At 72.8% G+C, this 20,254-nt stretch carries 23 protein-coding genes; 12 read left to right on the top strand and 11 right to left on the bottom strand.

Going from position 1 to position 20,254, the window contains the following annotated elements; all coding sequences use genetic code 11:
- Nucleotides 1–93: 93 nt before the first annotated feature.
- Both ACWEPF_RS02775 and ACWEPF_RS02770 read right to left on the bottom strand, forming a co-directional pair.
- Nucleotides 94–699 (bottom strand): carbonic anhydrase, encoded by a 606-nt coding sequence (locus ACWEPF_RS02775; RefSeq protein ID WP_452171113.1) that lies wholly within the window; start codon nt 697–699, stop codon nt 94–96.
- A 260-nt stretch (nt 700–959) separates the two neighbouring features.
- Nucleotides 960–1,751, bottom strand: a complete 792-nt coding sequence (locus ACWEPF_RS02770) for a DUF2785 domain-containing protein (RefSeq protein ID WP_452171112.1) — start codon at nt 1,749–1,751, stop codon at nt 960–962.
- Nucleotides 1,752–1,958: 207 nt separating this feature from the next.
- On the opposite strand from ACWEPF_RS02770, the gene ACWEPF_RS02765 reads away from it, so the two are divergent.
- Both ACWEPF_RS02765 and ACWEPF_RS02760 read left to right on the top strand, forming a co-directional pair.
- A complete protein-coding gene (locus ACWEPF_RS02765; protein ID WP_380150049.1) occupies nt 1,959–2,444 on the top strand; it encodes a cation:proton antiporter regulatory subunit in 486 nt (161 codons plus the stop codon).
- Between the two features lie 4 nt (nt 2,445–2,448).
- Nucleotides 2,449–3,669: a cation:proton antiporter gene (locus ACWEPF_RS02760; RefSeq protein WP_452171111.1), complete on the top strand. Its 1,221-nt coding sequence runs from the start codon at nt 2,449–2,451 to the stop codon at nt 3,667–3,669.
- Nucleotides 3,670–3,767: 98 nt separating this feature from the next.
- Here the strand turns inward: ACWEPF_RS02760 and ACWEPF_RS02755 are convergent, their stop codons facing one another.
- The 5 genes from ACWEPF_RS02755 to ACWEPF_RS02735 all read right to left on the bottom strand — a co-directional run bounded on the left by ACWEPF_RS02755 (nt 3,768) and on the right by ACWEPF_RS02735 (nt 7,760).
- Nucleotides 3,768–3,899: a hypothetical protein gene (locus ACWEPF_RS02755; protein WP_452171110.1), complete on the bottom strand. Its 132-nt coding sequence runs from the start codon at nt 3,897–3,899 to the stop codon at nt 3,768–3,770.
- Nucleotides 3,899–4,705 carry a class I SAM-dependent methyltransferase gene (locus ACWEPF_RS02750; protein ID WP_452171109.1) on the bottom strand — a complete coding sequence of 269 codons (807 nt, stop codon included), beginning with the start codon at nt 4,703–4,705 and terminating at the stop codon, nt 3,899–3,901. Before ACWEPF_RS02750 ends, ACWEPF_RS02755 begins: the two co-directional genes overlap by 1 nt.
- A gap of 80 nt (nt 4,706–4,785) precedes the next feature.
- The gene (locus ACWEPF_RS02745; protein WP_452171108.1) at nt 4,786–5,868 is read right to left on the bottom strand and encodes a Fic family protein; all 1,083 of its coding nucleotides are present in this window, start codon (nt 5,866–5,868) and stop codon (nt 4,786–4,788) included.
- Nucleotides 5,865–6,785: a DUF6426 family protein gene (locus tag ACWEPF_RS02740; RefSeq protein ID WP_452171107.1), complete on the bottom strand. Its 921-nt coding sequence runs from the start codon at nt 6,783–6,785 to the stop codon at nt 5,865–5,867. Before ACWEPF_RS02740 ends, ACWEPF_RS02745 begins: the two co-directional genes overlap by 4 nt.
- Nucleotides 6,786–7,049: 264 nt before the next feature.
- Nucleotides 7,050–7,760, bottom strand: a complete 711-nt coding sequence (locus ACWEPF_RS02735) for an esterase/lipase family protein (RefSeq protein WP_452171106.1) — start codon at nt 7,758–7,760, stop codon at nt 7,050–7,052.
- A gap of 179 nt (nt 7,761–7,939) precedes the next feature.
- Here ACWEPF_RS02735 and ACWEPF_RS02730 point away from each other — a divergent pair, with 179 nt between their 5' ends.
- The gene (locus ACWEPF_RS02730; RefSeq protein ID WP_452171105.1) at nt 7,940–8,488 is read left to right on the top strand and encodes an LURP-one-related/scramblase family protein; all 549 of its coding nucleotides are present in this window, start codon (nt 7,940–7,942) and stop codon (nt 8,486–8,488) included.
- A gap of 48 nt (nt 8,489–8,536) precedes the next feature.
- Here ACWEPF_RS02730 and ACWEPF_RS02725 read toward each other — a convergent pair whose 3' ends face one another.
- Nucleotides 8,537–8,791: a LapA family protein gene (locus ACWEPF_RS02725; RefSeq protein ID WP_449796559.1), complete on the bottom strand. Its 255-nt coding sequence runs from the start codon at nt 8,789–8,791 to the stop codon at nt 8,537–8,539.
- A 146-nt stretch (nt 8,792–8,937) separates the two neighbouring features.
- Here ACWEPF_RS02725 and ACWEPF_RS02720 point away from each other — a divergent pair, with 146 nt between their 5' ends.
- A complete protein-coding gene (locus ACWEPF_RS02720; RefSeq protein ID WP_452171104.1) occupies nt 8,938–10,017 on the top strand; it encodes a PP2C family protein-serine/threonine phosphatase in 1,080 nt (359 codons plus the stop codon).
- Here the strand turns inward: ACWEPF_RS02720 and ACWEPF_RS02715 are convergent, their stop codons facing one another.
- Together ACWEPF_RS02715 and ACWEPF_RS02710 are read right to left on the bottom strand one after the other, a co-directional pair.
- Nucleotides 10,018–10,812, bottom strand: coding sequence for a YhjD/YihY/BrkB family envelope integrity protein (locus ACWEPF_RS02715; RefSeq protein ID WP_452171103.1), 795 nt, complete (start codon nt 10,810–10,812; stop codon nt 10,018–10,020).
- 104 nt (nt 10,813–10,916) lie between these two features.
- Nucleotides 10,917–11,756, bottom strand: a complete 840-nt coding sequence (locus ACWEPF_RS02710) for an ABC transporter ATP-binding protein (RefSeq protein ID WP_380150039.1) — start codon at nt 11,754–11,756, stop codon at nt 10,917–10,919.
- A 162-nt stretch (nt 11,757–11,918) separates the two neighbouring features.
- Between ACWEPF_RS02710 and ACWEPF_RS02705 the strand changes: the two genes are divergently transcribed.
- The 6 genes from ACWEPF_RS02705 (at nt 11,919) to ACWEPF_RS02680 (ending at nt 16,753) form a co-directional block, all read left to right on the top strand.
- Nucleotides 11,919–12,350: an SRPBCC family protein gene (locus ACWEPF_RS02705; protein WP_452171102.1), complete on the top strand. Its 432-nt coding sequence runs from the start codon at nt 11,919–11,921 to the stop codon at nt 12,348–12,350.
- Between the two features lie 75 nt (nt 12,351–12,425).
- Entirely contained in the window at nt 12,426–12,743 is a 318-nt protein-coding gene (locus ACWEPF_RS02700) for a type VII secretion target (RefSeq protein WP_452171101.1), read from the top strand.
- A 5-nt stretch (nt 12,744–12,748) separates the two neighbouring features.
- Nucleotides 12,749–14,008 carry an amidase domain-containing protein gene (locus tag ACWEPF_RS02695; protein WP_452171100.1) on the top strand — a complete coding sequence of 420 codons (1,260 nt, stop codon included), beginning with the start codon at nt 12,749–12,751 and terminating at the stop codon, nt 14,006–14,008.
- Nucleotides 14,008–14,379: a hypothetical protein gene (locus ACWEPF_RS02690; protein ID WP_380150035.1), complete on the top strand. Its 372-nt coding sequence runs from the start codon at nt 14,008–14,010 to the stop codon at nt 14,377–14,379. The genes ACWEPF_RS02695 and ACWEPF_RS02690 overlap by 1 nt, the downstream gene beginning before the upstream one ends.
- A gap of 69 nt (nt 14,380–14,448) precedes the next feature.
- Entirely contained in the window at nt 14,449–15,981 is a 1,533-nt protein-coding gene (locus ACWEPF_RS02685) for an SMI1/KNR4 family protein (RefSeq protein WP_452171099.1), read from the top strand.
- 244 nt (nt 15,982–16,225) lie between these two features.
- Entirely contained in the window at nt 16,226–16,753 is a 528-nt protein-coding gene (locus ACWEPF_RS02680; protein WP_452171098.1) for a hypothetical protein, read from the top strand.
- Nucleotides 16,754–16,812: 59 nt separating this feature from the next.
- Here ACWEPF_RS02680 and ACWEPF_RS02675 read toward each other — a convergent pair whose 3' ends face one another.
- The gene (locus tag ACWEPF_RS02675) at nt 16,813–17,661 is read right to left on the bottom strand and encodes a lysozyme (RefSeq protein ID WP_452171097.1); all 849 of its coding nucleotides are present in this window, start codon (nt 17,659–17,661) and stop codon (nt 16,813–16,815) included.
- 200 nt (nt 17,662–17,861) lie between these two features.
- Between ACWEPF_RS02675 and ACWEPF_RS02670 the strand changes: the two genes are divergently transcribed.
- Nucleotides 17,862–18,398 carry a GNAT family N-acetyltransferase gene (locus ACWEPF_RS02670; RefSeq protein WP_380150030.1) on the top strand — a complete coding sequence of 179 codons (537 nt, stop codon included), beginning with the start codon at nt 17,862–17,864 and terminating at the stop codon, nt 18,396–18,398.
- A 152-nt stretch (nt 18,399–18,550) separates the two neighbouring features.
- Nucleotides 18,551–20,254, top strand: a complete 1,704-nt coding sequence (locus ACWEPF_RS02665) for a glycosyltransferase family 2 protein (RefSeq protein WP_380150029.1) — start codon at nt 18,551–18,553, stop codon at nt 20,252–20,254.

Genomic DNA, 20,254 nt, shown 5'->3' with positions numbered 1-20,254 from the left:
CCTCGTGAGGGTGTACGGACGGGGCGGGAGGGCCTGGGTGGGGCGGTGGAACAGTGGAGCGGTGGAGCGGTGGAGCGGGGTTTCGGGGCGGGTCTAGAGCGGCAGGAAGAGGCCGCTCTCGGGGCGGTGCGAGAGCACCAGGCCGGTGTGGATCTCGTAGAACCAGCCGTGCAGTCTGATCCGGCCCTCCGTCAGGCGGCGGGTGATGGACGGGTAGGCGCGCAGGCGGTCGAGCTGGGCCAGGACGTGGCGTTGGACGGGGCCGGCCACGGTCGGGTCGAAGACCTCGGCCTCGTCGCCGGAGCGCAGGATCTGGTGGTCGGCGGTGCGCAGCCAGGCGTCCACGGCCGGGACCACGCTGAGGTCGTCGCCGCGCACCACGGCGCCGACGGCGCCGCAGTGCGAGTGGCCGCAGACCACGACGTCGCGCACGCCGAGCACTTCGACGGCGTACTCGATGGTGGCGGTCTCGCCGGAGGTGGCGTCGGGGTGGTGGGCCGGGACGATGTTGCCCGCGGTGCGCAGTTCGAACAGGTCGCCGGGGTCGGCGCCGGTGATCAGGCTGGGGACCACCCGGGAGTCGGAGCAGGTGATGAAGAGCGCCTGCGGAGCCTGGCCGGCGGCGAGGCCGGTGAGCTCGCGGCCGGCGTCACCGGCTCGCTGGGGGAAGGCCCGGGCGCGGTCGATGAGCGGTTCCAAGAGTAAGTCCTCCTTCGGCTGGAACGGGCATGGCGGAGGAACGCCGGGCTCACCAACGGTGGAGCCGTGGTGACTCGACGTTACGTCAAGACTCAGTAAAGCACGAGTATGTACCGGTCAAAGTCACGGGAAGCGGAGGAGGTGTGCCCGTGTGGTTAACATCTTGTTGCCGGGCATGGCGGGAGCCGTGCGCTGGACGGAAAAAGCCGGTCCGCACGGGGAGTTGACGCCCCGTCGGACCGGCTCCGATGGCCGAGGCGTCAGCGCCGGACCATCCGGTCCAGCGCGTCGGCGAGTGCCGCCTTCACGGCCTTGGGGTGCGTGAGGGTGCGCGCCGGTGCCTCGCTCCGGGCGCGTACGCCCCTGTCCGCCAGCACGTAGAGCAGGCGCAGGGTGCGCAGGCAGTTGGAGAACTCCGCGGGGACGGGCATGGCGAGGGTGTCTGACCCGAAGTGCTCGGCCAGCGGGGCCAGCCAGCCGATCGTCTGGGACTCCGTCAGATCGGGACGGGTGAGCACCCGGCCGACCGCGCGGGCGAGGCGGTCGTCCTCCAGCTGGTCCCAGACGTGTGCGGTCGGCGCCGTCAGCCGGGCGGCCGCCAGGGCGAGCATCCGCTCCGGCGCCACCTCCGGGTGCAGGCCGAAGGTGGCGAGCAGGTCGGCGCCGTGCGCGACGGCGTGCAGCCAGCCCAACTCGGCGTCGTGGCCGCGCAGGTCGTGCTCGGCCGGGTACCAGTGCTCGAAGGCCGCCACCCACTCGGGTGCGAAGTCCCCCGCCTCCACCAGCATGTCCAGCACCAGCGGGGCGAAGGTGCGGGCCTGCACCCGGGGGTCCTCGAAGCGGGAGGCCATCCGGGCGCCGAGCGCGCGCCGCAGCGGTGCCGGGATGACGCTCCGGGAGATCCAGGTGGACAGCACGGCGTACGGCGCGCCGTCCCGGACGGCGGGGTCGGGGTCGGCCAGCGCGGCCGCGAGCAGGGGCACCAGCTCGTCCATGGTGCGGCCGCTGGGAACGGCGAAGTCGGCCGCCTCGGTCAGGCTCCAGTCGATCATGGCGGGGAGGGTATGCGGGCCGCGCCCCACGAGGCCCGCGAATTACGTCACCGGGCCGCCGAGGTGACGGAGGGTCAAGGTGCTGAACGTCACGCCTTGATCTGCTCTTTACTTTTCGTTGACCCTTACGGAGGCGGCCGCTCGCCTGAAAGACTGTGGGACCACCCCTTGACCTGCGCATCAGCGCCCTGCCGGAGGGATGCCCCCGTGCCCGTGCCCCGACTGCAATCGACCCCGCTGCCCGGAATCGGCGTGCAGTACGACCTGACCACCCGAGAACATCAGCACCTCTCGGTGATCGCGCACCGGGACGGCACCCGCACCCTCAACACCTACCGCCGGGACGATCCGGACGCCTGCTCGCTCTCCGTCCACCTGACGGAGGGTGAGTCCGCCGCCCTGATCGACGCCCTGACACCCGCTCACCACAGCCCCAACGTGCTGCACACCCTGGGCCTGGGCCTGGTCGCCGAGCGGATCGAGCTCTCCGGCGCCTCGCACTGGAACGGGCGCGAGCTCGGCGACACCCGGATGCGCACCGAGACCGGCGTCTCCATCGTCGCCGTGCTGCGCCGCACCGGCGCCGTGCCCTCCCCGACGCCGGACTTCCGCCTCGCCGGAGGCGACACCCTCATCGTGATCGGCACCCGCGAGGGTGTCGACGCCGCCGCAGTGATCCTCGGACGGGAGTGAACGCTTGCACACCGCCACCATCTTCATCGAGCTCGGCGCGATCATCCTGACCCTCGGACTGCTCGGCCGAATAGCCGGCCGGTACGGCCTCTCGCCGATCCCGCTCTACCTGCTCGGCGGCCTGGCCTTCGGCCACGGCGGACTGCTGCCGCTCAGCAGCAGCGTGGAGTTCGTCGCCACCGGCGCCGAGATCGGCGTCATCCTGCTCCTGCTGATGCTCGGCCTGGAGTACACCGCCACCGATCTGGTCACCAACCTCAAGAGCCAGTACCCCGCCGGGATCGTGGACTTCGCGTTCAACGCCCTGCCCGGCGCGGTGATGGCACTGCTGCTCGGCTGGGGCCCGGTGGCCGCCACCGTGCTGGCCGGCGTCACCTGGATCTCCTCCTCCGGGGTGATCGCCAAGGTTCTCGGCGACCTCGGTCGGCTCGGCAACCGGGAGACCCCGGTCATCCTCAGCATCCTGGTGCTGGAGGACCTGGCGATGGCGGTCTACCTGCCCATCCTCACCGCCCTGTTGGCCGGTGCCGGGCTGGTCGCGGGCGGCATCACGCTCGCCATCGCGCTGGCCACCGCGGGGGCGGTGCTCTTCGTCGCCCTCCGGTACGGGCGGCTGATCTCGCGCTTCGTCTCGCACGACGACCCGGAGAAGCTGCTGCTGGTGGTGCTCGGCCTCACCCTGCTGGTGGCCGGGGTCGCCCAGCAGCTCCAGGTCTCGGCGGCGGTGGGGGCGTTCCTGGTCGGCATCGCGCTCTCCGGGGAGGCGGCCGAGGGCGCCCACACCCTGCTGAGCCCGCTGCGCGACCTGTTCGCGGCCGTCTTCTTCGTCTTCTTCGGCCTGAACACCGATCCGGCCAGCATCCCGCCGGTCCTGCTCCCGGCACTCGCGCTGGCCGTGGTCACCGCACTGACGAAGATCGCCACCGGCTGGTGGGCCGCCCGCCGGGCCGGCATCGCCTCGCGGGGCCGCTGGCGGGCCGGGGGCGCACTGGTCGCCCGGGGTGAATTCTCCATCGTCATCGCGGGGTTGGCGGTGGCGGCCGGGATCGAGCCCGCGCTCGGACCACTGGCCACCGCGTACGTCCTGCTGCTCGTGATCATCGGCCCGCTGGCCGCGCGCTGGACCGAGCCGATCGCCTCGGCACTCGGCGCGCGCCGCCGCAGGGCCGCCGCCGAGGTGGCCGAGGCCGAGCCGCTCCGCGGCGAGCCGGAGACCGTCGCCTGAGGGGCCGTCAGCAGACCGGCGGAACCGACCGGCCCGGCCCGGCGCGAGAGCGCGTCGGGCCGGGCCGGTCCGCCTGAAGGCCTTCAGGACCCGCTCGTTCAACGGCGGGCCGTACCGCCCAGCCAGGGGCCGAAGATCGTGCGCCAGTCGGCCAGGGCCAGAGCCGGGGCAGGGGTCGGGGCCGGGGCCGGGTGGCCGGGGAATCGCGGGGTCGTGGTGGTGGATCGCATCATTGCTCCTCGGGGTCGACGGCGGGTCGGAGCCGGTGCGTACGGAGCACACCGGTCAGCAAGGGGAGGGTGAACGCGCCCACGGCGGTCTCCGGGGTCGCGGCCAGGTGCCCGCGGATGCGGGCGAGCGTGGCGGCGCGCTCCGGCTCCGGCATGACGATCACGCCCGCGCGGGTGGCGAGTGCGGCCACCAGGGAGTCGGCGGTGCGGAGTTGACCGTGCGGGAAGGTCCGCTGCTCCGGGCCGCCGAAGCGGGCGGCGCTCCCGTCCTTCGGGAGGTGCAGCCCGGTGGTCGCGGTGCGCCAGGCGGCAGGGGTGTCGCGCGGGCCGATCACCGCGCTACCGCTCACCCCGGCGAGACCGGCCACCCAGGGGACCTGGTCGTCCATCAGGTTCCACAGCCCCGCCAGCACCCCGCCCGGTGTCAGCACCCGGGCGATCTCCGGCCCGGCGACTGCGAGGTCGAACCAGTGCATCGCGTTCCCCGCCAGCACGGCGTCGACGGAGCCGTCCGGCAGCGGGATCGCCTCGGCGCTGCCGGCCAGCGCGCGTGCCTGGGGAAGGCCACGGCGCAGCTCGGCCAGCATCGCCGGATCGGGCTCCACGGCCACCACCTCGACGCCCGCCGCCAGCAGCGTGCCGGTCAGCTTTCCCGTCCCCGCACCGAGATCGAGCACCCGCCGGCCGGGCGCGGCCTCCAGCGCCCACCGGACGGCGGCCGGCGCGTAGTCGGGGCGGTGCTCGGCGTAGGCGACGGCGGCGAGGCCGAAGGACGAGGCGTGCCCCGGGTGTTCGTCGGAGTCCATGGGGTGCACGCTAGCCGCACCCGGTGGGCGTCGTCCTCAGACCTGAGGGTGATCCCCGGTCACGGTGCGGGCCGGGCTGGTCAGGGGGCTCCGGCATCGGGTTCGTACGGCGCGTCGAGGAGTTCGAGCAGCCGGGGGTGGATCAGGGCTCCGGGCAGGCGGGGGTGGTCGGTGAGGAGGCCGGCGGTGCGCAGGCGGTCGAGGGGTGGTCGGGGGTCGTACGGGAGGACGTCCCGGAGGGAGTCCGCCGAGACGGCGGGAGCGGCGCGCAGGTGGGTGAGGGCCACCATGGCGGCGGGGTCGTCGGCGACCCGGGCGATGGCCGTGTCCAGCACCGCGCCGTAGGCGTTCACGGTGGCCGTCCGGTGGAGGGCCGTCTCGGTGACGGCGCGCGCGAACAGCGAGCCCCAGCCGGTGAGTTCGCCGTCGGCGGCGGCGACCAGGGCGCTGTCGTGCTCGGCGTGGTGCCGCTCGGCCCAGGCCTCCAGGTCGAGCAGCAGGCCGGGGAGCAGGCGAGCGCTCACGAGGTCGCACTGGGCGAGCAGGCGGGCCGTGCGGCCGTTGCCGTCCGGGAACGGATGGATCGTCAGCAGGCCCGCCATGGCCAGGGCGGCGGCGTCCAGCGGGTGGGCGGTGGTGTGGGTGCCCCAGTGGTGCCAGTACGCGATGCGGTCCCGGAGCTCTGCGCCGGGGGCGGTGGCGATGGTGAACCTCTCGCCGTCGCGCCAGGTGACGGTGGAGACCCCCCGGCGGAACCCGCCGGGCTGGGTGATGTTGGGGTCTCCCGCGACGAGCATGCGGTGGAGTTCGGCGAGCGCCTCGGGGGTGAAGCAGAGGCGGTGGCCGGGGTGTTCGAGGAGTTCGGCGCGGACGGAGTGGACGGCGAGCAGGCCGACGGCGGTGCGGTTCTCGGCAGCGGCGGCGAGGAGACGCGGCAGCTGTTCCGAGGCGATGCCGGCGGTGCGCCCGGGGTGGATCTGGCGTCGCCAGCGGGGGCGGTGGAAGAGGTCCGGGTTGGCCAGGTGGGTGCCGACGGCCGTGGTGAGCCGGGCCAGTGCGTCGAGGGCGGTCGCGCGCTCGGCGGGCGGGACGGCGACGGCGTCGAGCGGCGGTGCGACGGGGCGGACCCGTCGCACCGCCGCCGTGGTGGAACGGTCGTTCACTGGCAGGAGGAGAACGACACGTGGCCGGTCGGCTTGGTGACGTTCACGTACTCGACGGTGTAGCCGCCGAGCCACGTCGTGGTGATCTGGTAGGCCACGGTCTCGTACTGCACGTCGAGCGCCCAGCTCTGGCCCGGGCCGAGCGTGATCTCCAGGGTGTGGGTGCGGTTGAGCTGCTTGTTGAGCTCGGCGCCGAGGTTGGCGCTGAGCAGCTCCGAGGCCTTGGCCGTGACGTTCGCGCTGACCTTGTAGTTCACCTGGTAGCTGATGCTATCGGTGATCTTGGTCGAGGCCGGGCTCGGGTTGGTGTAGCAGTTCTGCCGTTCGAACCAGGTCTGGCCCCGGCCGATGATCCACGCGCCGGGCATCGTGCCGCTGCCCGAGCCGCCGGTGCCCCCGGTGCCGTCGGTCCGGACGTAGTCGGACCCGCCGCTGCCCTGGTAGAGGGAGCGGTCGAACTCCTGCCTGGGCGCCGTGATCACGACCGTCGGGATCTCCGGTGAGAACCAGTCACCGATGTTCCCGGTGCTGAGGTCGGTGAAGTCGGGGCCCGGGTCCCAGGTGGTGCCGGCGCCCCCGTCGCCGCCCCAGTCCCCGCCGCCGTCACCCCAGTCGTTCCCGGTGCCGGAGTCTCCGCCACCGGTGTCCCCGCCGCCGCCCCAGTCCCCGCCGGTGTCGCTGCCGCCGTCGTCACCACCGCCGTCGTCACCGCCGTCGTCACCGCCACCGCCACCGGTGTCGCCGCCCCCGCCGTCGTCCCCGCCGCCGCCCGGGTCGGTCGGGTAGTCGGGCTCGCAGTCGGAGTAGTACTGGCTCCAGCAGCTGGCGGCCGCCTCCTGCGGCGCGATCAGTGCGGGGACGGTGGTCAGCACAGTGGTGCCGAGTGCTGCTGCCAGCACGAACTTCCTGAGTTCCATGGTGCTCTTCCCTGGATGAGGTGTCCGGGGCGGTGGGCGGCGCGGTCGGCGCGTGACGGGTCGTCAGCGGCCGCTCCGGGCGGGGGGAGTCCTGCCCGCGCCGGCTGCCCATCGCCGAGTCGGTCGGGTTGCTCGACGGTGCGGCGGCAACACTGGCAGAGCGGGACGTCATTAGCCAGTGTGAATTTTAGCCAGAATCTCTACATCTCCGCTGTCATGGCTTGGAACGGTCCGGTCGTTTCGCCGGTGTCTCCTGACGCGGGGTCAGTCGCTGAGCGAGGCGGCGAGTTGGGCGAGGACGGTGGGGTCGGTCAGCAGGTCGTTGTGCTTGAGGCAGGCGGCCGTGCGGGTGTTGACGGCGCCGGCGAGCTCGGTGCTGGAGGGAGGTGAGATCTGCTCGTCGCAGGAGGACCAGAAGGTGTGGTAGTGGACCGGGTCGGGAGTCTCGGGGGCGGTGTTGAGGTGGCCGAGGACGTAGGAGTTCGGGGTCATGTCCTTGCAGCCCTGGTCCCAGAGCGCGCAGAACCAGGCGAGCCCGGTGCCGTGGTTGGGGCCGCCCAGGGAGACCCAGTTCCGCACGGTGCGCCCGCCGTCGCCGAACTTGACGTACCAACGGGTCGGCAGGCTGCCCAGGCTGTGCGCGACCAGGTCGACCTTGGCCGCGCCGGTCTCGTGGAGCACCTGGTCGACGTAGGTGGCGAGCCGGCCGGCCAGCACCTCGTTGGTGGAGGCGGACGTGTCGTACGACCAGGCGAAGATCCGGTCGGCGGGGACGCCGCGGGCGGTGAGCGCGGCGGTCGCGGCGCCCCAGACGCCGGGGCCGGCGTTGCGGCCGTGCACGAGGATCACGGGCGTGACGCCGGCTGCGGCCCCGGCCGCGGCCGGGGCGGTGGCGGTGTCCGCGAGGGCGGGCGCGGAGAGGAGGGAGGTGGTGGCGGCGGCGGTGGCGACGGCGATCGGGAGCAGGCGGCGCATGGTGGTGTCCTCCGGGGTTCGCGCGGGCGGAGGTTCAGCATGGCCCTGACAGGTCGGTGCGGTCACCACCCCTGCACGGGCGGCGTTCGCTCCAGGGGTCCTTCGAATGCCCGCAAGGCGCGCGGGCCGTTCGGGGCGGCGGTAGGAAGGGAGCGGATCGCCGAGGAGAGGATCGTGGGATGTTCGAGGACCGTCGGGCCCGGCGCCAGGCCAACCACGCGTTCGACGCGGGGGAGGGCGTCACCCGCTACCGGATGCAGCAGAGGATGTTCTCGATCGGGGACGACTACTGGATCGACGACGAGGCGGGGGAGCACGCCTACAAGGTGAACGGGAAGGCGCTGCGGTTGCGCCACACCTACGCGATCGAGGAGCCGGACGGGCGGCGGGTGGCGAAGGTGCAGAGCCGGCCGCTGCGGATCAAGGACTCGATGGAGATCGAGGACGCGGACGGGAAGCGGATCGCGTTGGTGAAGAAGGCCCTGATCAGTCCGCTGAGGGAGCGTTGGACGATCAAGCAAGAGGACGGCGGCGAGCTCTCCGTGCAGGGCAACATCGTGGACCACGAGTACACGATCGAGCAGGACGGCGTCAAGGTGGCCGAGGTCTCGAAGAAGTGGTTCCGGATGCGGGACACCTACGGCCTCGACGTCTCCGACGCGGTGGACAAGGCCACCATCGTGGCCGCAGCCATCGCGATCGACTCCATGGCGCACCCCGCGAAGTGACGCGGCCTCAGGTCGGGGCTGTGGCTGTGGTCGGGGGTGGGCCCGGCGTCAGCGCTTGGCGCGGCGCCGGGCGGCCATCCAGCCGATCGCGGCGCCGACGAGCAGGGTGGCCGCCAGCACCAGCCAGAGCGGGAGGGTGACGGTCGGGATCCAGAGCCTGATCCGGACCGAGGCGGTGTTGACGCCGATGAACCAGATCGCCAGGGCCGCGAGGAGGACGATCCCGAGGGTCCGCAGTCGGAAGGACCGGCCGCGCACGGTGACGGTCGAGGGGCGCTCGGACGTGGTGGTCTTCTCTTCCATGCGGCCCAGTATGAGCAGGTACTCCGATTTCCGCCGTTTCAGCCGTTATATCTGCTTTATTCATCCTTTGCTCGCTCTTTACCTGTTCTGATAGGATTCGCGGCACGTGCCCGGGGGGAGCGTCCCCCGACAGGCAGGTGAGAGCAGTGACCACGACCGTGCACCGCCGACTGGTGGCCGCCTACCCCTTCGCCGTGCTGACCGCCGTGGTCGGCACCGACGTCCTGGTGGGCGAGGAGCTGACCCTGCTGGCCGCCTACTCCGTCGCGCCCGCCGTGGCCGCCGCCAACGAGCGGGTCAGGCGAGTCGTGTGGACGGGGGCGGTGGCGCTGTCCGTCTGTCTGGTCGTCGCCGTTTCCGCGGGCACCGCGCACAGCTTCCGGGCCTGGGTCGCCTACTCGACCACCGTCGGGGTCACGGCCGCGGCCGCCTACGCGGCGGCCCTGCGGTACCGGACCGAACGGGCCCGGGACGAGGCGCGCAGGGCGCTGGACGCACTGGCCCCGGTGGTGCGGGTCGCCCGACAGGTGGTCTTCGAACCGGTGCCGGCCAGCGTCGGACCGGTGGCGGTGGCCGCCTCCTGCACCTGCGCCGGGCACACCACGCCGATCGGCGGCGACCTGTACGGGGTGGCCGCCGTGCCGGGCGGGGTGCGGATGGTGATCGGGGACGTCCAGGGCAAGGGGCTGGAGGCCGCCGGGACCGCGACCAGGGTGCTCGGCGCGTTCCGGGAGGCCGCCCCGTACGTGGAGAGCCTGGACCGGATCGGCGAGCGGATGGAGCGCGCGCTGCGGCGGGGCCGCGACTCGGACCGCTTCGTGACGCTCGTGCTCATCGAGTACACCGAGGACGGCGTGCTGAGCGTGCTGAACTTCGGTCACCTCCCGCCCCTGGTACGGGCGGTGGACGGCCGCACCGCCTTCGTGGAGCCGACGGTGCCCGGCCTGCCGCTCGGCCTGGGGGACCTGCTCGACGAGGGCCCCGGCCGGAGCCGCCTGCGGTTGGCCGACGGGGACCGCGTACTGCTCTACACCGACGGGATCGTCGAGGCGCGCGACCGGGCCGGGCGGTTCTTCCCGCTCGTCGACCACGCCCACCTGCTGGACGCACCGCTCCTTCCTGACGCCCTGTCGGACCTGCGGGCCGCGGTGGAGCTGCACGCCAGCGCGCCGAGTGAGGACGACGCGGCGCTGGTGCTGTTCGGGCCCTCGGCGCGCGCCTGCTGATCAGCCGGGGCCGGGGGCGGCATCGGAGTCGGGGTGGCGGGTGTGGTGCAGCGTCCGGCCGGCCAGGGCGCCGCCGTAGACGGTGTAGCCGACGCCGATCAGCCAGGACTGGACGACCAGGACGGTGCCGACCACTCCGTAGGAGATGGCGCTGTCGACCACCAGCGGGGCGAAGACCAGCCGGGAGAAGACGCGTAGACCGGTCAGGGCGACCACGGTGCACAGGGCACCCGGGAACAGGGTGCGCCAGGGGACCCGGGAGTTGAGCAGGAAGTGCTGCAGCCACCAGAAGAGCAGGACCCCCGCCACGATGGTGGTGGACCAGCGGAGCGCGGCCCGGGCGGCGGTGTCGTGCCAGGGCACGCCGCTCCAGGCCGCGGCCAGGATGTAGCCGATCAGGCCGGCCAGCGCGACGGTCTGGCGCCAGACGTTGTGCCAGGCGCCGGCCGGGAGGCCCCAGATGCGTTCGTAGGCGTTCTGGACCGCCGACATCAGACCGATGCCGAAGACCGCCAGAGCGGTCAGGCCGAGGGCGGTGGTGGTGCTGAGCACCTGGCGGGGCGAGGCGAACAGCTCGCTCACCCGATCGGCCGAGCGGCCGGAGAGGCCGAGGCCGTCGATCAGCCAGTCGGCGATGCCGCTGCCCTGGGTGGGGGAGGCGGCGGCGATCACGATGAGGAGGGGGACGAGGGTGACGAAGCAGAGCGCGGCGAAGGCCATGGCCCGGTGGAGCAGCTCGATCTCACGGCCGCGCGCCCACAGTTCGGCGGCGGCCCGGCGCGCTGCGCGCCTCACCGGTGAGGGTGCGGTTGCCGGGGGACGGACATGGATGCCTCCGTTCGGGCCTCCTCGCGTGTACCCGGCGCGGGAACCCGTGTACCAGGAGCCATCCGTTCGGGTCAGCCGCCGCTGCGACCCGAACGGGCGTACCAGCGCCCCTCGTCGTGGGTGACCTGGACCGGGCGGCCGAAGCAGGCGCTGAGGTGCTCGGCGGTCAGGGTGGTGGCGACCGGGCCGGAGGCCAGGACGCGGCCGTCGCGGAGCAGCAGCGCGTGGGTGGTGTTCGGGGGGAGCTCCTCGAGGTGGTGGGTGACGGTGATGGTGGTGAGGCCGGGCTGACGGTCCGCCAGCAGGTGCAGCGCGTCGATCAGGTCCTCGCGGGAGGGCAGGTCGAGGGCGTTGAACGGCTCGTCGAGCAGCAGGAGGGAAGGGTCGGCCATCAGGGCCCGGCTGATCAGGACGCGGGCGCGCTGGCCGCTGGAGCAGTCCCCGAAGCGGCGCTCGGCCAGCTCCTTCAGCCCCAGCTCGGCCAGCAGCCGGTGGGCCCGCTCGCGGGTCGCCGCGTCGTACGCCTGCCAGACCGGCTGCACCGTGCCGGTGGCCCCGGTCAGCACCACGGTGTGCGCGGTGGCGTCCTGCGGGACACTCTGAGCACTCGACACCAGGCCGATCCGGGCGCGGAGTTGGCGCAGGTCGACCTTGCCGAAGCGCTCGCCCAGCACCTCGACGGAGCCGGAGGTGGGGAAGGTGACCGCGCCGACGATCTTCAGCAGGGTGGTCTTGCCGGCTCCGTTGGCGCCGAGCAGTGCCCAGTGCTGACCGGTTCGCACGGTCCAGTCGACCCGGTCGAGGATGACCTCCTGGCCGGAGGTGGGGCGGTGCAGCGAGACCTCGGAGAGGGAGAGGACGGCGGGTTGCGGCGGTTCGGTGGGCCGGGGCGACTGGGGCGCGGTGGTCATTCCGGCACGATAGCGGCCGACGGTCCGTCAGGCGGTGGTGCGTCTGCGGACCGAGACGGGGCGGTGGTCGGCGCCGGGAGCGTGTGGGTGCGTGTGGACCGGCGGATCGGGGGCAGGCGGAGAGCTCGGAGGGAACCGTCGTCGAACGCAGAGGAGTGTCCCGTGTCGCACATAGCGGAGTCGGTGGAGGTCGAAGCGCCGGTCACGGCCACGTACGAACGGTGGCTGGCGAGCCCCGGCTACCCGCGCTTCCTGCACGGGGTCGAGGCGGTCCGGCTGTCGGGCTCGGCCCTGCAGTGGGTCACCGAGGTCAACGGCGAGCAGCGGGAGTCCGAGGCGACGGTCACCGAACTGATCCCGGGCGAGCGGATCGCCTGGCAGCCGGCCCGCCGCACCGACGCGGCCGGCGTGGTCACCTTCCACGCCCTGGACACCGGCCGGACCAGGGTGATGCTCCAACTCGACCACACCCCGCACGGCGTCCTGGACAGCGTCACCGACTGGCTCGGCTTCACCGCCCACGACGCCCAGCGCTGCCTCCAGTCCTTCAAGACCACCGTGGAGCAGGGCACCCAGGGCACCCAGGGTTCCTGACGCACCGTCGGACGGCCCCGCTAGGGTGGCTCCGGCTACGACCGGTGTCGAGACGGGGAACGGACGGGGGTCCGGATGCAGGACATAGGCATCTCCACTGACGGGGTGCGCAGGGCGGGGACGAGCATGGGGGAGTTGAGCGGGCAGACCAGGAGCCGGCTCTCCGGTGCGCTGGACTCCAGCGAGACCGCGGGGTCTGCGGACCCCGGCTGGTCCTCGGCGGCCGCGCTGCGGGAGTGCGCCGCGGACTGGGAGCGTCACATGGTGGTGCTCGCCGACCGTCTGCAGCGGCTCTCGGAGCAGCTGCACAGCTCGGCCGACGGCTACGACGCCGCCGACGCCGAGGCGGAGGCCCGGATGCGGGCCGCGATGACCGAGCTCGGACGGGCGTGAGCGGCATGATCACCTTCTCGGACCTCAAGAACGCCCATCCGAGCCTGTGGCAGGCAGCCGCCGAGGACTGGCTCTCGCTCTCCAAGCACGCGCTGCAGGCGGCCGAGGACATCCGGGCCAACGGCTCCCGCCCGCTGGAGGAGAACTGGACGGACGCCGTCGGCCGGGAGGCCGCCGGCGACCTGAAGGACGTCGCCGACCGGCTGGAGGCCGGCGCCGACGTCATGCGCGGCATCACGATGGTGCTGGACGGGCTCGCCTCGTCGATGGAGTACGCCCGGCGCACCCTGCAGCACGCCCTCGAACTCGCCGACGCCCACGGCATCACGGTGGACGAGAACGGCAACGCCTCCACCCAGGGCGACGGTGTCACCAGCCAGAAGCTCACCGACCTCAACGACGTCTCCGACCTCATCAAGGAGGCGCTGCGCCAGGCCCGCGAGGCCGATGCGCTCGCCGAGCCGGAGCTCCGCGCGCTGATGGGCATGACGTACGAGTCCGACCCGGCCAAGGCGCTGGACGAGGCCCAGACCGCCGCCTCGCACACCCAGATGAACATCCTCTCGGCCGCCATTCCCGACGGCCGTGACCCGCAGGTCGTCCGGGACTGGTGGGCCGGGCTCTCGGTCCAGGAGCAGCGCGAGCTGATGCGCGCCGAACCGGTGCGGATCGCCAACCTCGACGGCATCCCGGAGAGCGTGAAGCTCGACCTGCGGGGGCGGGACGGCAAGTACGACCGGGTCAAGCAGGTGCAGTGGGCGCTGGAGCACTGGGACGACACCTCGATCGACAAGCTCGACAACAACTGCACCAACTTCGCCTCCGAGTCGCTGAAGCAGGGCGGCCTGCGGGAGAAGCCGGACAGCGGCTGGGGCCCGGGCTGGTCCGACGACAGCTGGGGGCGCGACGACGACGCCGACTCGGGATGGTGGGACGAGCGGATGGACTACTCCAAGAGCTGGGGCGCCGCCGAGAACCTGCAGAACTTCATGCTGCAGAACGGCGGTCACGAGGTCCCGGTCTCGGAGGCCATGCCCGGTGACCTGATCTTCTACGAGCAGGCCGGCGACAACGAGCACATCGAGAAGGGCAACACCCACCACGCCGCCGTGGTCACCGCCGTCACCCCCGACGGCGACGTCAAGTACACCCAGCACACCACCTCCCGGCAGAACGTCAGCCTGGAGGGCCGCCTGCCCGCCACCGAGAAGTCCGAGGGCGAGCAGCGCGTGCGGGTGGTCCGAGTCTCCCCGAGCTGGTACTGATGACGGCCCGTCGGGCCCCGTCGGGGGCCGGTGTGTTCGCCGTGGTGGCGGCGGTGCTCGGTGCGCTCTGCGCGTGGTGGTTCGAGGTGGCGTACGAGGAGCGGCACCGGGCGGTGCTGGCGAGCTGCCTGGACCTGCCCGCCAACTCCGGTATGCGGGTGGGGGCTTGGGGGGTGCTCGGGTTCGGGCTGCTCGCCGTGCTGGTGCCGCTCGCCCTGCGGCTGGCCGGCCGGGCCAGGTACGGCGTCCTCGCGGTGGTCGCCCTGGTGGCGGGGGTGGTGCTGGTCGGGACGGGGGCCCTCATGGTGTCCGACACCTTCGACCTGGGGACCGGGCGGCGGCTCTGCTCCGGTGCGGCGCCGCTGCGCTGAACCCACGTCAGGGCAGTGTCGTGGCCTGCTGACATGATCGTCCGAACAGCGAGGAACGAGGGGGCGGTCATGGATCCGGCACTGGAACACGCGGTGCGACAGATCATGGAGGAGGTCGTCGCGAAGGCCCCTGACGCCTGGACAGCATGCGTGCTGCGGGGGCACGGGAGCCGGGGCAGTGTCGGCCTGGCCGGTGGCGGATACGCGGTGCCGAGCCGTCCAGGCCTCCGCGTCGGGGGTCCGTCCCCGTACCGTGGCCTGGCCGCGCTGGGGTCCTGGTTCAGGGACAACCAGGGCTGGGAGAGCATCGTCCTGGAGATGACCTGCCGTCCGACGGGTGACTTCGAGCTGGTGGTGTCCCCCGGCGCGCTGGAGCCCGGGGCCAGCCCGGGGGACGGCTGGACACTGACCGTCGACCCCGACTTCCGACCGTCCGAACCGGGCGCGGCCGACGACGCCGAACCGTCCCGGCTGCGCCCGGACGGGGATCCGGCACGGGCCGTCGAGCGGCTGCGGGCCGTCCTGCGCCGACACGCCGAGCGCTCCGGAACCGACCTGCGGATGCCGGCACCCGTCACCGAGGAGCAGCTTGCCGCGACCGAGCGCGAGCTCGGCCTGCCGCTGCCCGCAGACCTGCGCGCCCTCTACCGGGAGGCGGACGGGGACGGCGACAGCGAAGCCCTGGACGGGTACTGCTGGCTGCCGCTCAAGGCGGCCATGGCCCAGCACGGCGAATACATCGGGGTTCCGACCTGGTTCGGCTGGGGTCTCGACTGGAACCAGGTGGTCTTCGACGCCGACCCGTCGAACACGGTGCGCCGCTGCTCGGGGCATCCGGGCTGGCTTCCGTTCGCCACCTGGTTCGACGGGAACTACTTCGCCGTGGACCTGGCACCCGCCGCGAACGGCCGCCCGGGCCAGGTGATCGAGGTCGGCCGGGACTTCCACGACGGCCCGCGCTACGTCGCCCCCTCCGTCACCGCCTGGCTCGGCCAGATCCTGGACCAGCCCGACGAGCAGCAGGACCGCCACGCGCGGCAACAGGTGATCCGAACCCTCGACGAGCCGCTCAGCCCGCACGCCCAGGCGATCCACCTCAATGACGCCCCGTCACCCGTCGACCTCCGGCCGCTCACCGCCACCCCGCACCTGCGACGCCTGCACCTCAACCGCTGCGCCACCACCGACCTGACCCCGCTCGCGGCGCTCCCCATCGAGGACCTGGCTCTCGACCTCACCCCCGGAGCCGACCTCCTCCCCCTCACCGGCCACTCACACCTCACCTCCCTCGCCGTCGGTGCACAGGACGCCGTCGACCTCACCCCGCTGCGCACCCTGCCCGCGCTGCGATCCCTCGACCTGTCCCGCTGCCCCACACCGGACCTGACGGTGCTGGCCGACCTGCCCGGCCTGCGCTACCTCGCCCTCTCCGAGGCCCAGTGGGCAGCCCTGACCACCGCCGGCCGCCTCCCCGCCCACCTCGCGGCCGCCCGCCTGGCCGGGGCCCCGACCCTCGCCGCCGCCATCGAGCTGCTCGCCTCCCTCGGGGGCACGGCCTCCACCGCCTACCGCCTCCAAGGCACCGTCGACGCCAGGCCCTGAGGCCGTGACCGCCATGCGTTCGGGCGGTCGGCCGTGGTCGGGTCGACGACGGCGCACTCAGCGCGGCGTGGTCCCGCCGCCGGCGTGCATCACCACGCGAACCTCCGGATCCCCAGCTGTCGCGATCCGCTTGCGGTGGGCCCCACCGGCACCACCCTCACGGTGGACGGCGGCGGTGCCGTGGTGTGACCCTGGCTCCCCGGCGGTGACGGATGGTCAGCCCACGGCGAGGTGGCCGTCTGGCATGATCTCGATCATGGGGAACTCGCGGGCGTATCCGATCCGGAGGACGACGGACCTGGCCGAAGTGCTCGACCTGACGCGGAGGTTGCTGGCGTCCGTGCCGCAGGCCTGCCTGGACTCCTCCTTGCAAGGGTGGGCGCGGACCGAAGCCGAGCTGGAACGGCTGGAGGCAGCCTTCCCCGAAGCTCGTTTCGTTCCACCCTTGGATCGGTTTCCCGTCTCGGTGGCCTGGGACCCGGCCACCTTCGAGGAGGCGGCCGAGGCCCTGTACGCCGGCGAGGGCATCTGCCCGCTTTCCCTGTCGTGGGGCCATCTGACGTGGCCGCCGGTGCCCGAGCTGAACCTCGGCCAGGACTCGAAGCACGCCGAGCTGCAGATCGCGCTCAACAGTCGCGACATCCACGGTAACGACCCCGGCCCTGAACACACGGTCTTCGTCCACACCTGGGCCGGAGAGGACGAGCGGGTGACGTGGCTGGCGGCCAAGGCCGGTGCGGGGATCGTCGGGCAGCCGCAGTTCGGTTGGTAGGGCTTGAGCGGAGCCGGCCCGGGAGGTGTGGGGTGCCTCCCGGGCCGGGGTGGTGGGGGTCAGCCCTTGGCGAGGGCTTGGAGGCGGTCGTAGGCGCCGTTGAAGTAGTTCTGGTCGCCGGGGAGGGGGCCGGAGTCGGCGAACTGCCAGATGGTCTGGTAGGTCCAGCCGGCCGGGAGGGTGCCCGGGGTGGAGGCGTAGCGGGCGAGCCAGAGGGGGTTGGTGGTGGCGAAGGAGGCGTTGTTGCCGGTGCACTGCTGCCACCAGTTGGTGGTGGTGTAGATGGCGGGGTAGCGGCCGGTGCGGGAGTGGACGGTGTCGGAGAAGGAGCGGATCCAGCTGACCATGGCGCTCTGGGAGAGGCCGTAGCAGGTGGCGCCGTAGGGGTTGTACTCGATGTCGAGGGCGGGCGGGAGGGTCTTGCCGTCGGCCGACCAGCCACCGCCGTGGTTGACGAACCAGGTGGCCTGGGTGGCACCGCTGGAGTTGTTCGGCAGGGCGAAGTGGTAGGCGCCCCGGATCAGCCCGGCGTTGTAGCTGCCGTTGTACTGCTGGGCGAAGTACGGGTTGGTGTAGCTGGTGCCCTCGGTGGCCTTGACGTAGGAGAAGCGGGCGCCGTTGGCCTTGGCGGTGGACCAGTTGACGTTCCCCTGCCAGCTGGAGACGTCGTTGCCGAGGGTCTGGGTGACGGCCAGGGAGGCGAGCGGGGCGGCGGCCGATCTGCCCTCGTGGGCGGCCACGGTGGAGCCGGCGAAGTCGCGCTCGGGGTGGGAGGGGTGGGAGGGGGAGGGGGCGGCCTGCGCGAGGGTGGCCGTGCCGAGGAGGAGGGCGCCGGTGGTGGCGGCCGTGAGGGCGGCGCGCAGCAGGGAGCCGGCGGGGGTGCGGAGTACGGGTGCACGGTGGGGCATGGGCACTCCTGGGAGACGGGCGAGCGAGGGGGCTCGCCGGGCGCGGACGAGAGTAGTCATGCACGGGACAGCGGCGCCATGGCGCGTAGACCACACCATCGGCGCCCAGATGGTGGTGGAAGCCGACATGGCGCGGCGCTGTGGCACGATGCAGGGGCGGGCCGGCGGTCGGCCCGGGAAGCGGAAAGCGAGTACCGACGATGACCTCCGAGACCTCCGAACTGACCTTCCGTCCGGCCGGGCCCGCCGACGTTCCGGCGCTGGTGGCGCTGGTCGAGTCGGCCTACCGCGGTGACAGCAGCCGGGCCGGCTGGACCACCGAGGCGGACCTGCTGGAGGGTCAGCGGACGGACGCCGAGGGCGTGGCCGCGGTGATCGAGGCGCCGGGCAGCCGGCTGCTGCTGGCGGAGCGGGACGGCGAGCTGCTGGCCTGCTGTCAGCTCGAACACCGGGGTGACCGTGCGTACTTCGGCATGTTCTCGGTCCGTCCGGAGCTCCAGGGCGGCGGGGTCGGGCGGCAGGTGCTGGCCGAGGCGGAGCGGGTGGCCGGGGCCGAGTGGGGTGCGCGCGAGCTGGAGATGACGGTGATTGAGCAGCGGGCGGACCTGATCGCCTGGTACGAGCGGCGCGGGTTCCGCCGCACCGGCGAGTTCTCGCCGTTCCCGTACGGGGACGAGCGGTTCGGCGTTCCGCTCCGTGAGGACCTGCGGTTCGAGCGGCTGACGAAGGCGCTCTGAGGCGGGGGCGCGAGGGCGAAGGGGCTGATGGAGCGTCAGGAACCTTGCTGCCTGGCGTGATTCATACCCTGTTCACGATTGGTCCAGACCAATGTGGGAGACTGACGGGCGTACGGTTCCGTCCGTTCGAGCCCGGGGGGGCTTTCTTTCGCATGCCCGCACGCCAGATCACTCCGTCCGCGACGCCCGGTTCGCCGGGTTCGCCCGCTCCGGCCCTGCCGGAGCCGCCCGACGACCGGGAGCTCTACTGGTACTTCGGCCCGCAGCGCCGCTGGGTGCTGCTCTGCTCCGCGCTCTCCTATGCCGGAGCCACCGTCACCCTCGGCCTGTTCGCCCTGAGCCACCCGCTGCTCTGGCCCTTCCTGGTGCTGGTGGTGCTGAACGGCGCCACCTGGCTGCTCGGCCTCGGTGACGGCCAGCGCCAGCGCCGCCACTCGCTGGACAGCCACCAACTGCTGCTCCGGGCCTGGCGCCCCGAGCGGATCCCCAGCGTCGACCTGCTGCTGCCCACCTGCGGCGAACCCCTCACCGTCCTGGAGAACGCCTACCGGCACGTCTCCCGGGTGCGCTGGGACGGCGAGTTGACCGTCCGGGTGCTCGACGACGCCGACGACCCGGCCGTCCGAGCCCTCGCCGAGGAGTACGGCTTCCGCTACCACAGCCGACCCGACCGGGGCCGGTTCAAGAAGGCCGGAAACCTCAACTTCGGTCTCGCGGCGGGTAGTTCCGACCTGGTGGCGGTACTGGACGCGGACTTCTGCCCGCGCGAGGACTTCCTGGACCACCTGGTGCCCTACTTCGACCAGCCCGAGACCGGCATCGTGCAGAGCCCGCAGTGCTTCGACACCGACGCCTCGATGAGCTGGCTGGAGCGCGGGGCCGGAGCGACCCAGGAGATCTTCTACCGCTGGATCCAGCCCTCCCGGGACGCCCAGGACGGCACCGTCTGCTGCGGCACCAACGCGCTGTACCGGCGCCACGCCCTCGAACTCGCGGGCGGATTCTTCGAGTCGGACCACAGCGAGGACCTCTACACCGGCCTCGCGCTGGCCCGGCACGGCTACCGCACCCGCTACGTGCCCACCCTGCTCGCCAAGGGCCTCTCGCCCACCGGCCTGTCCGCGTTCATCAGCCAGCAGTACCGCTGGTGCCTCGGCTCGCTCGCCCTGCTGCGCGACCCCGACTTCCACCGCGGCCCGCTGTCCCGCTCCGCCCGGATCTGCTTCTGGAACGGCATCCTCGGCTACCTCAGCAGCGCCGTGAACGTCTTCGCCGTGCCGCTGCCCGCCCTGCTGCTGCTCTTCTTCGCCCCCGAGCGGATCGAGCCCTGGCAGGTGCTGCCCTTCCTGCCACCGCTCTGGGTCTCGCTCGCCCTGCTGCCCGCCGCCTCCCGTACCCGCTGGCGGTTCGAGGTCACCCGGGTCCAACTCCTCAGCGGCTTCTGCCACGTGATCGCGCTCGGCCACGCGCTGCGCAGCCGCAGCGCCGACTGGGTGCCCACCGGCGCCATCGCCGGCCGCTCCGCGCTCGGCCGCACCGTCGGCCGGATCGGGGTGCTCTGGCTCTCGTTCTGCCTGGCCGCCGGCGTCGTCGGCCTGGTGCGGGCCGTCCTGCTGCACGGCTGGCAGCCGTACTGGGCGCTGGCCGGGCTGCTGGTGCTCACCGCGTACACCACCGTGCCGGTGCTCACCGCGCTCTGGGCGCTGCTGCGCGGCGAGGACCAGGTGCGCGGGCCGAAGCGGGCCCCCACGGAGGCCGGCGCGGAGAGCTTCGGGCGCCCCGAGGCGCTCGCGGTCACCGCCGTGCTCGCGCTCACCGCCCTGCTGGCGAGCGGCTGGGCCGACCCGCTCTTCTGA

Source organism: Kitasatospora sp. NPDC004289 (assembly GCF_053602875.1).
Note: the sequence above shows the minus strand (reverse complement) of the source record. Positions and strands in the feature narration are given on the sequence as shown.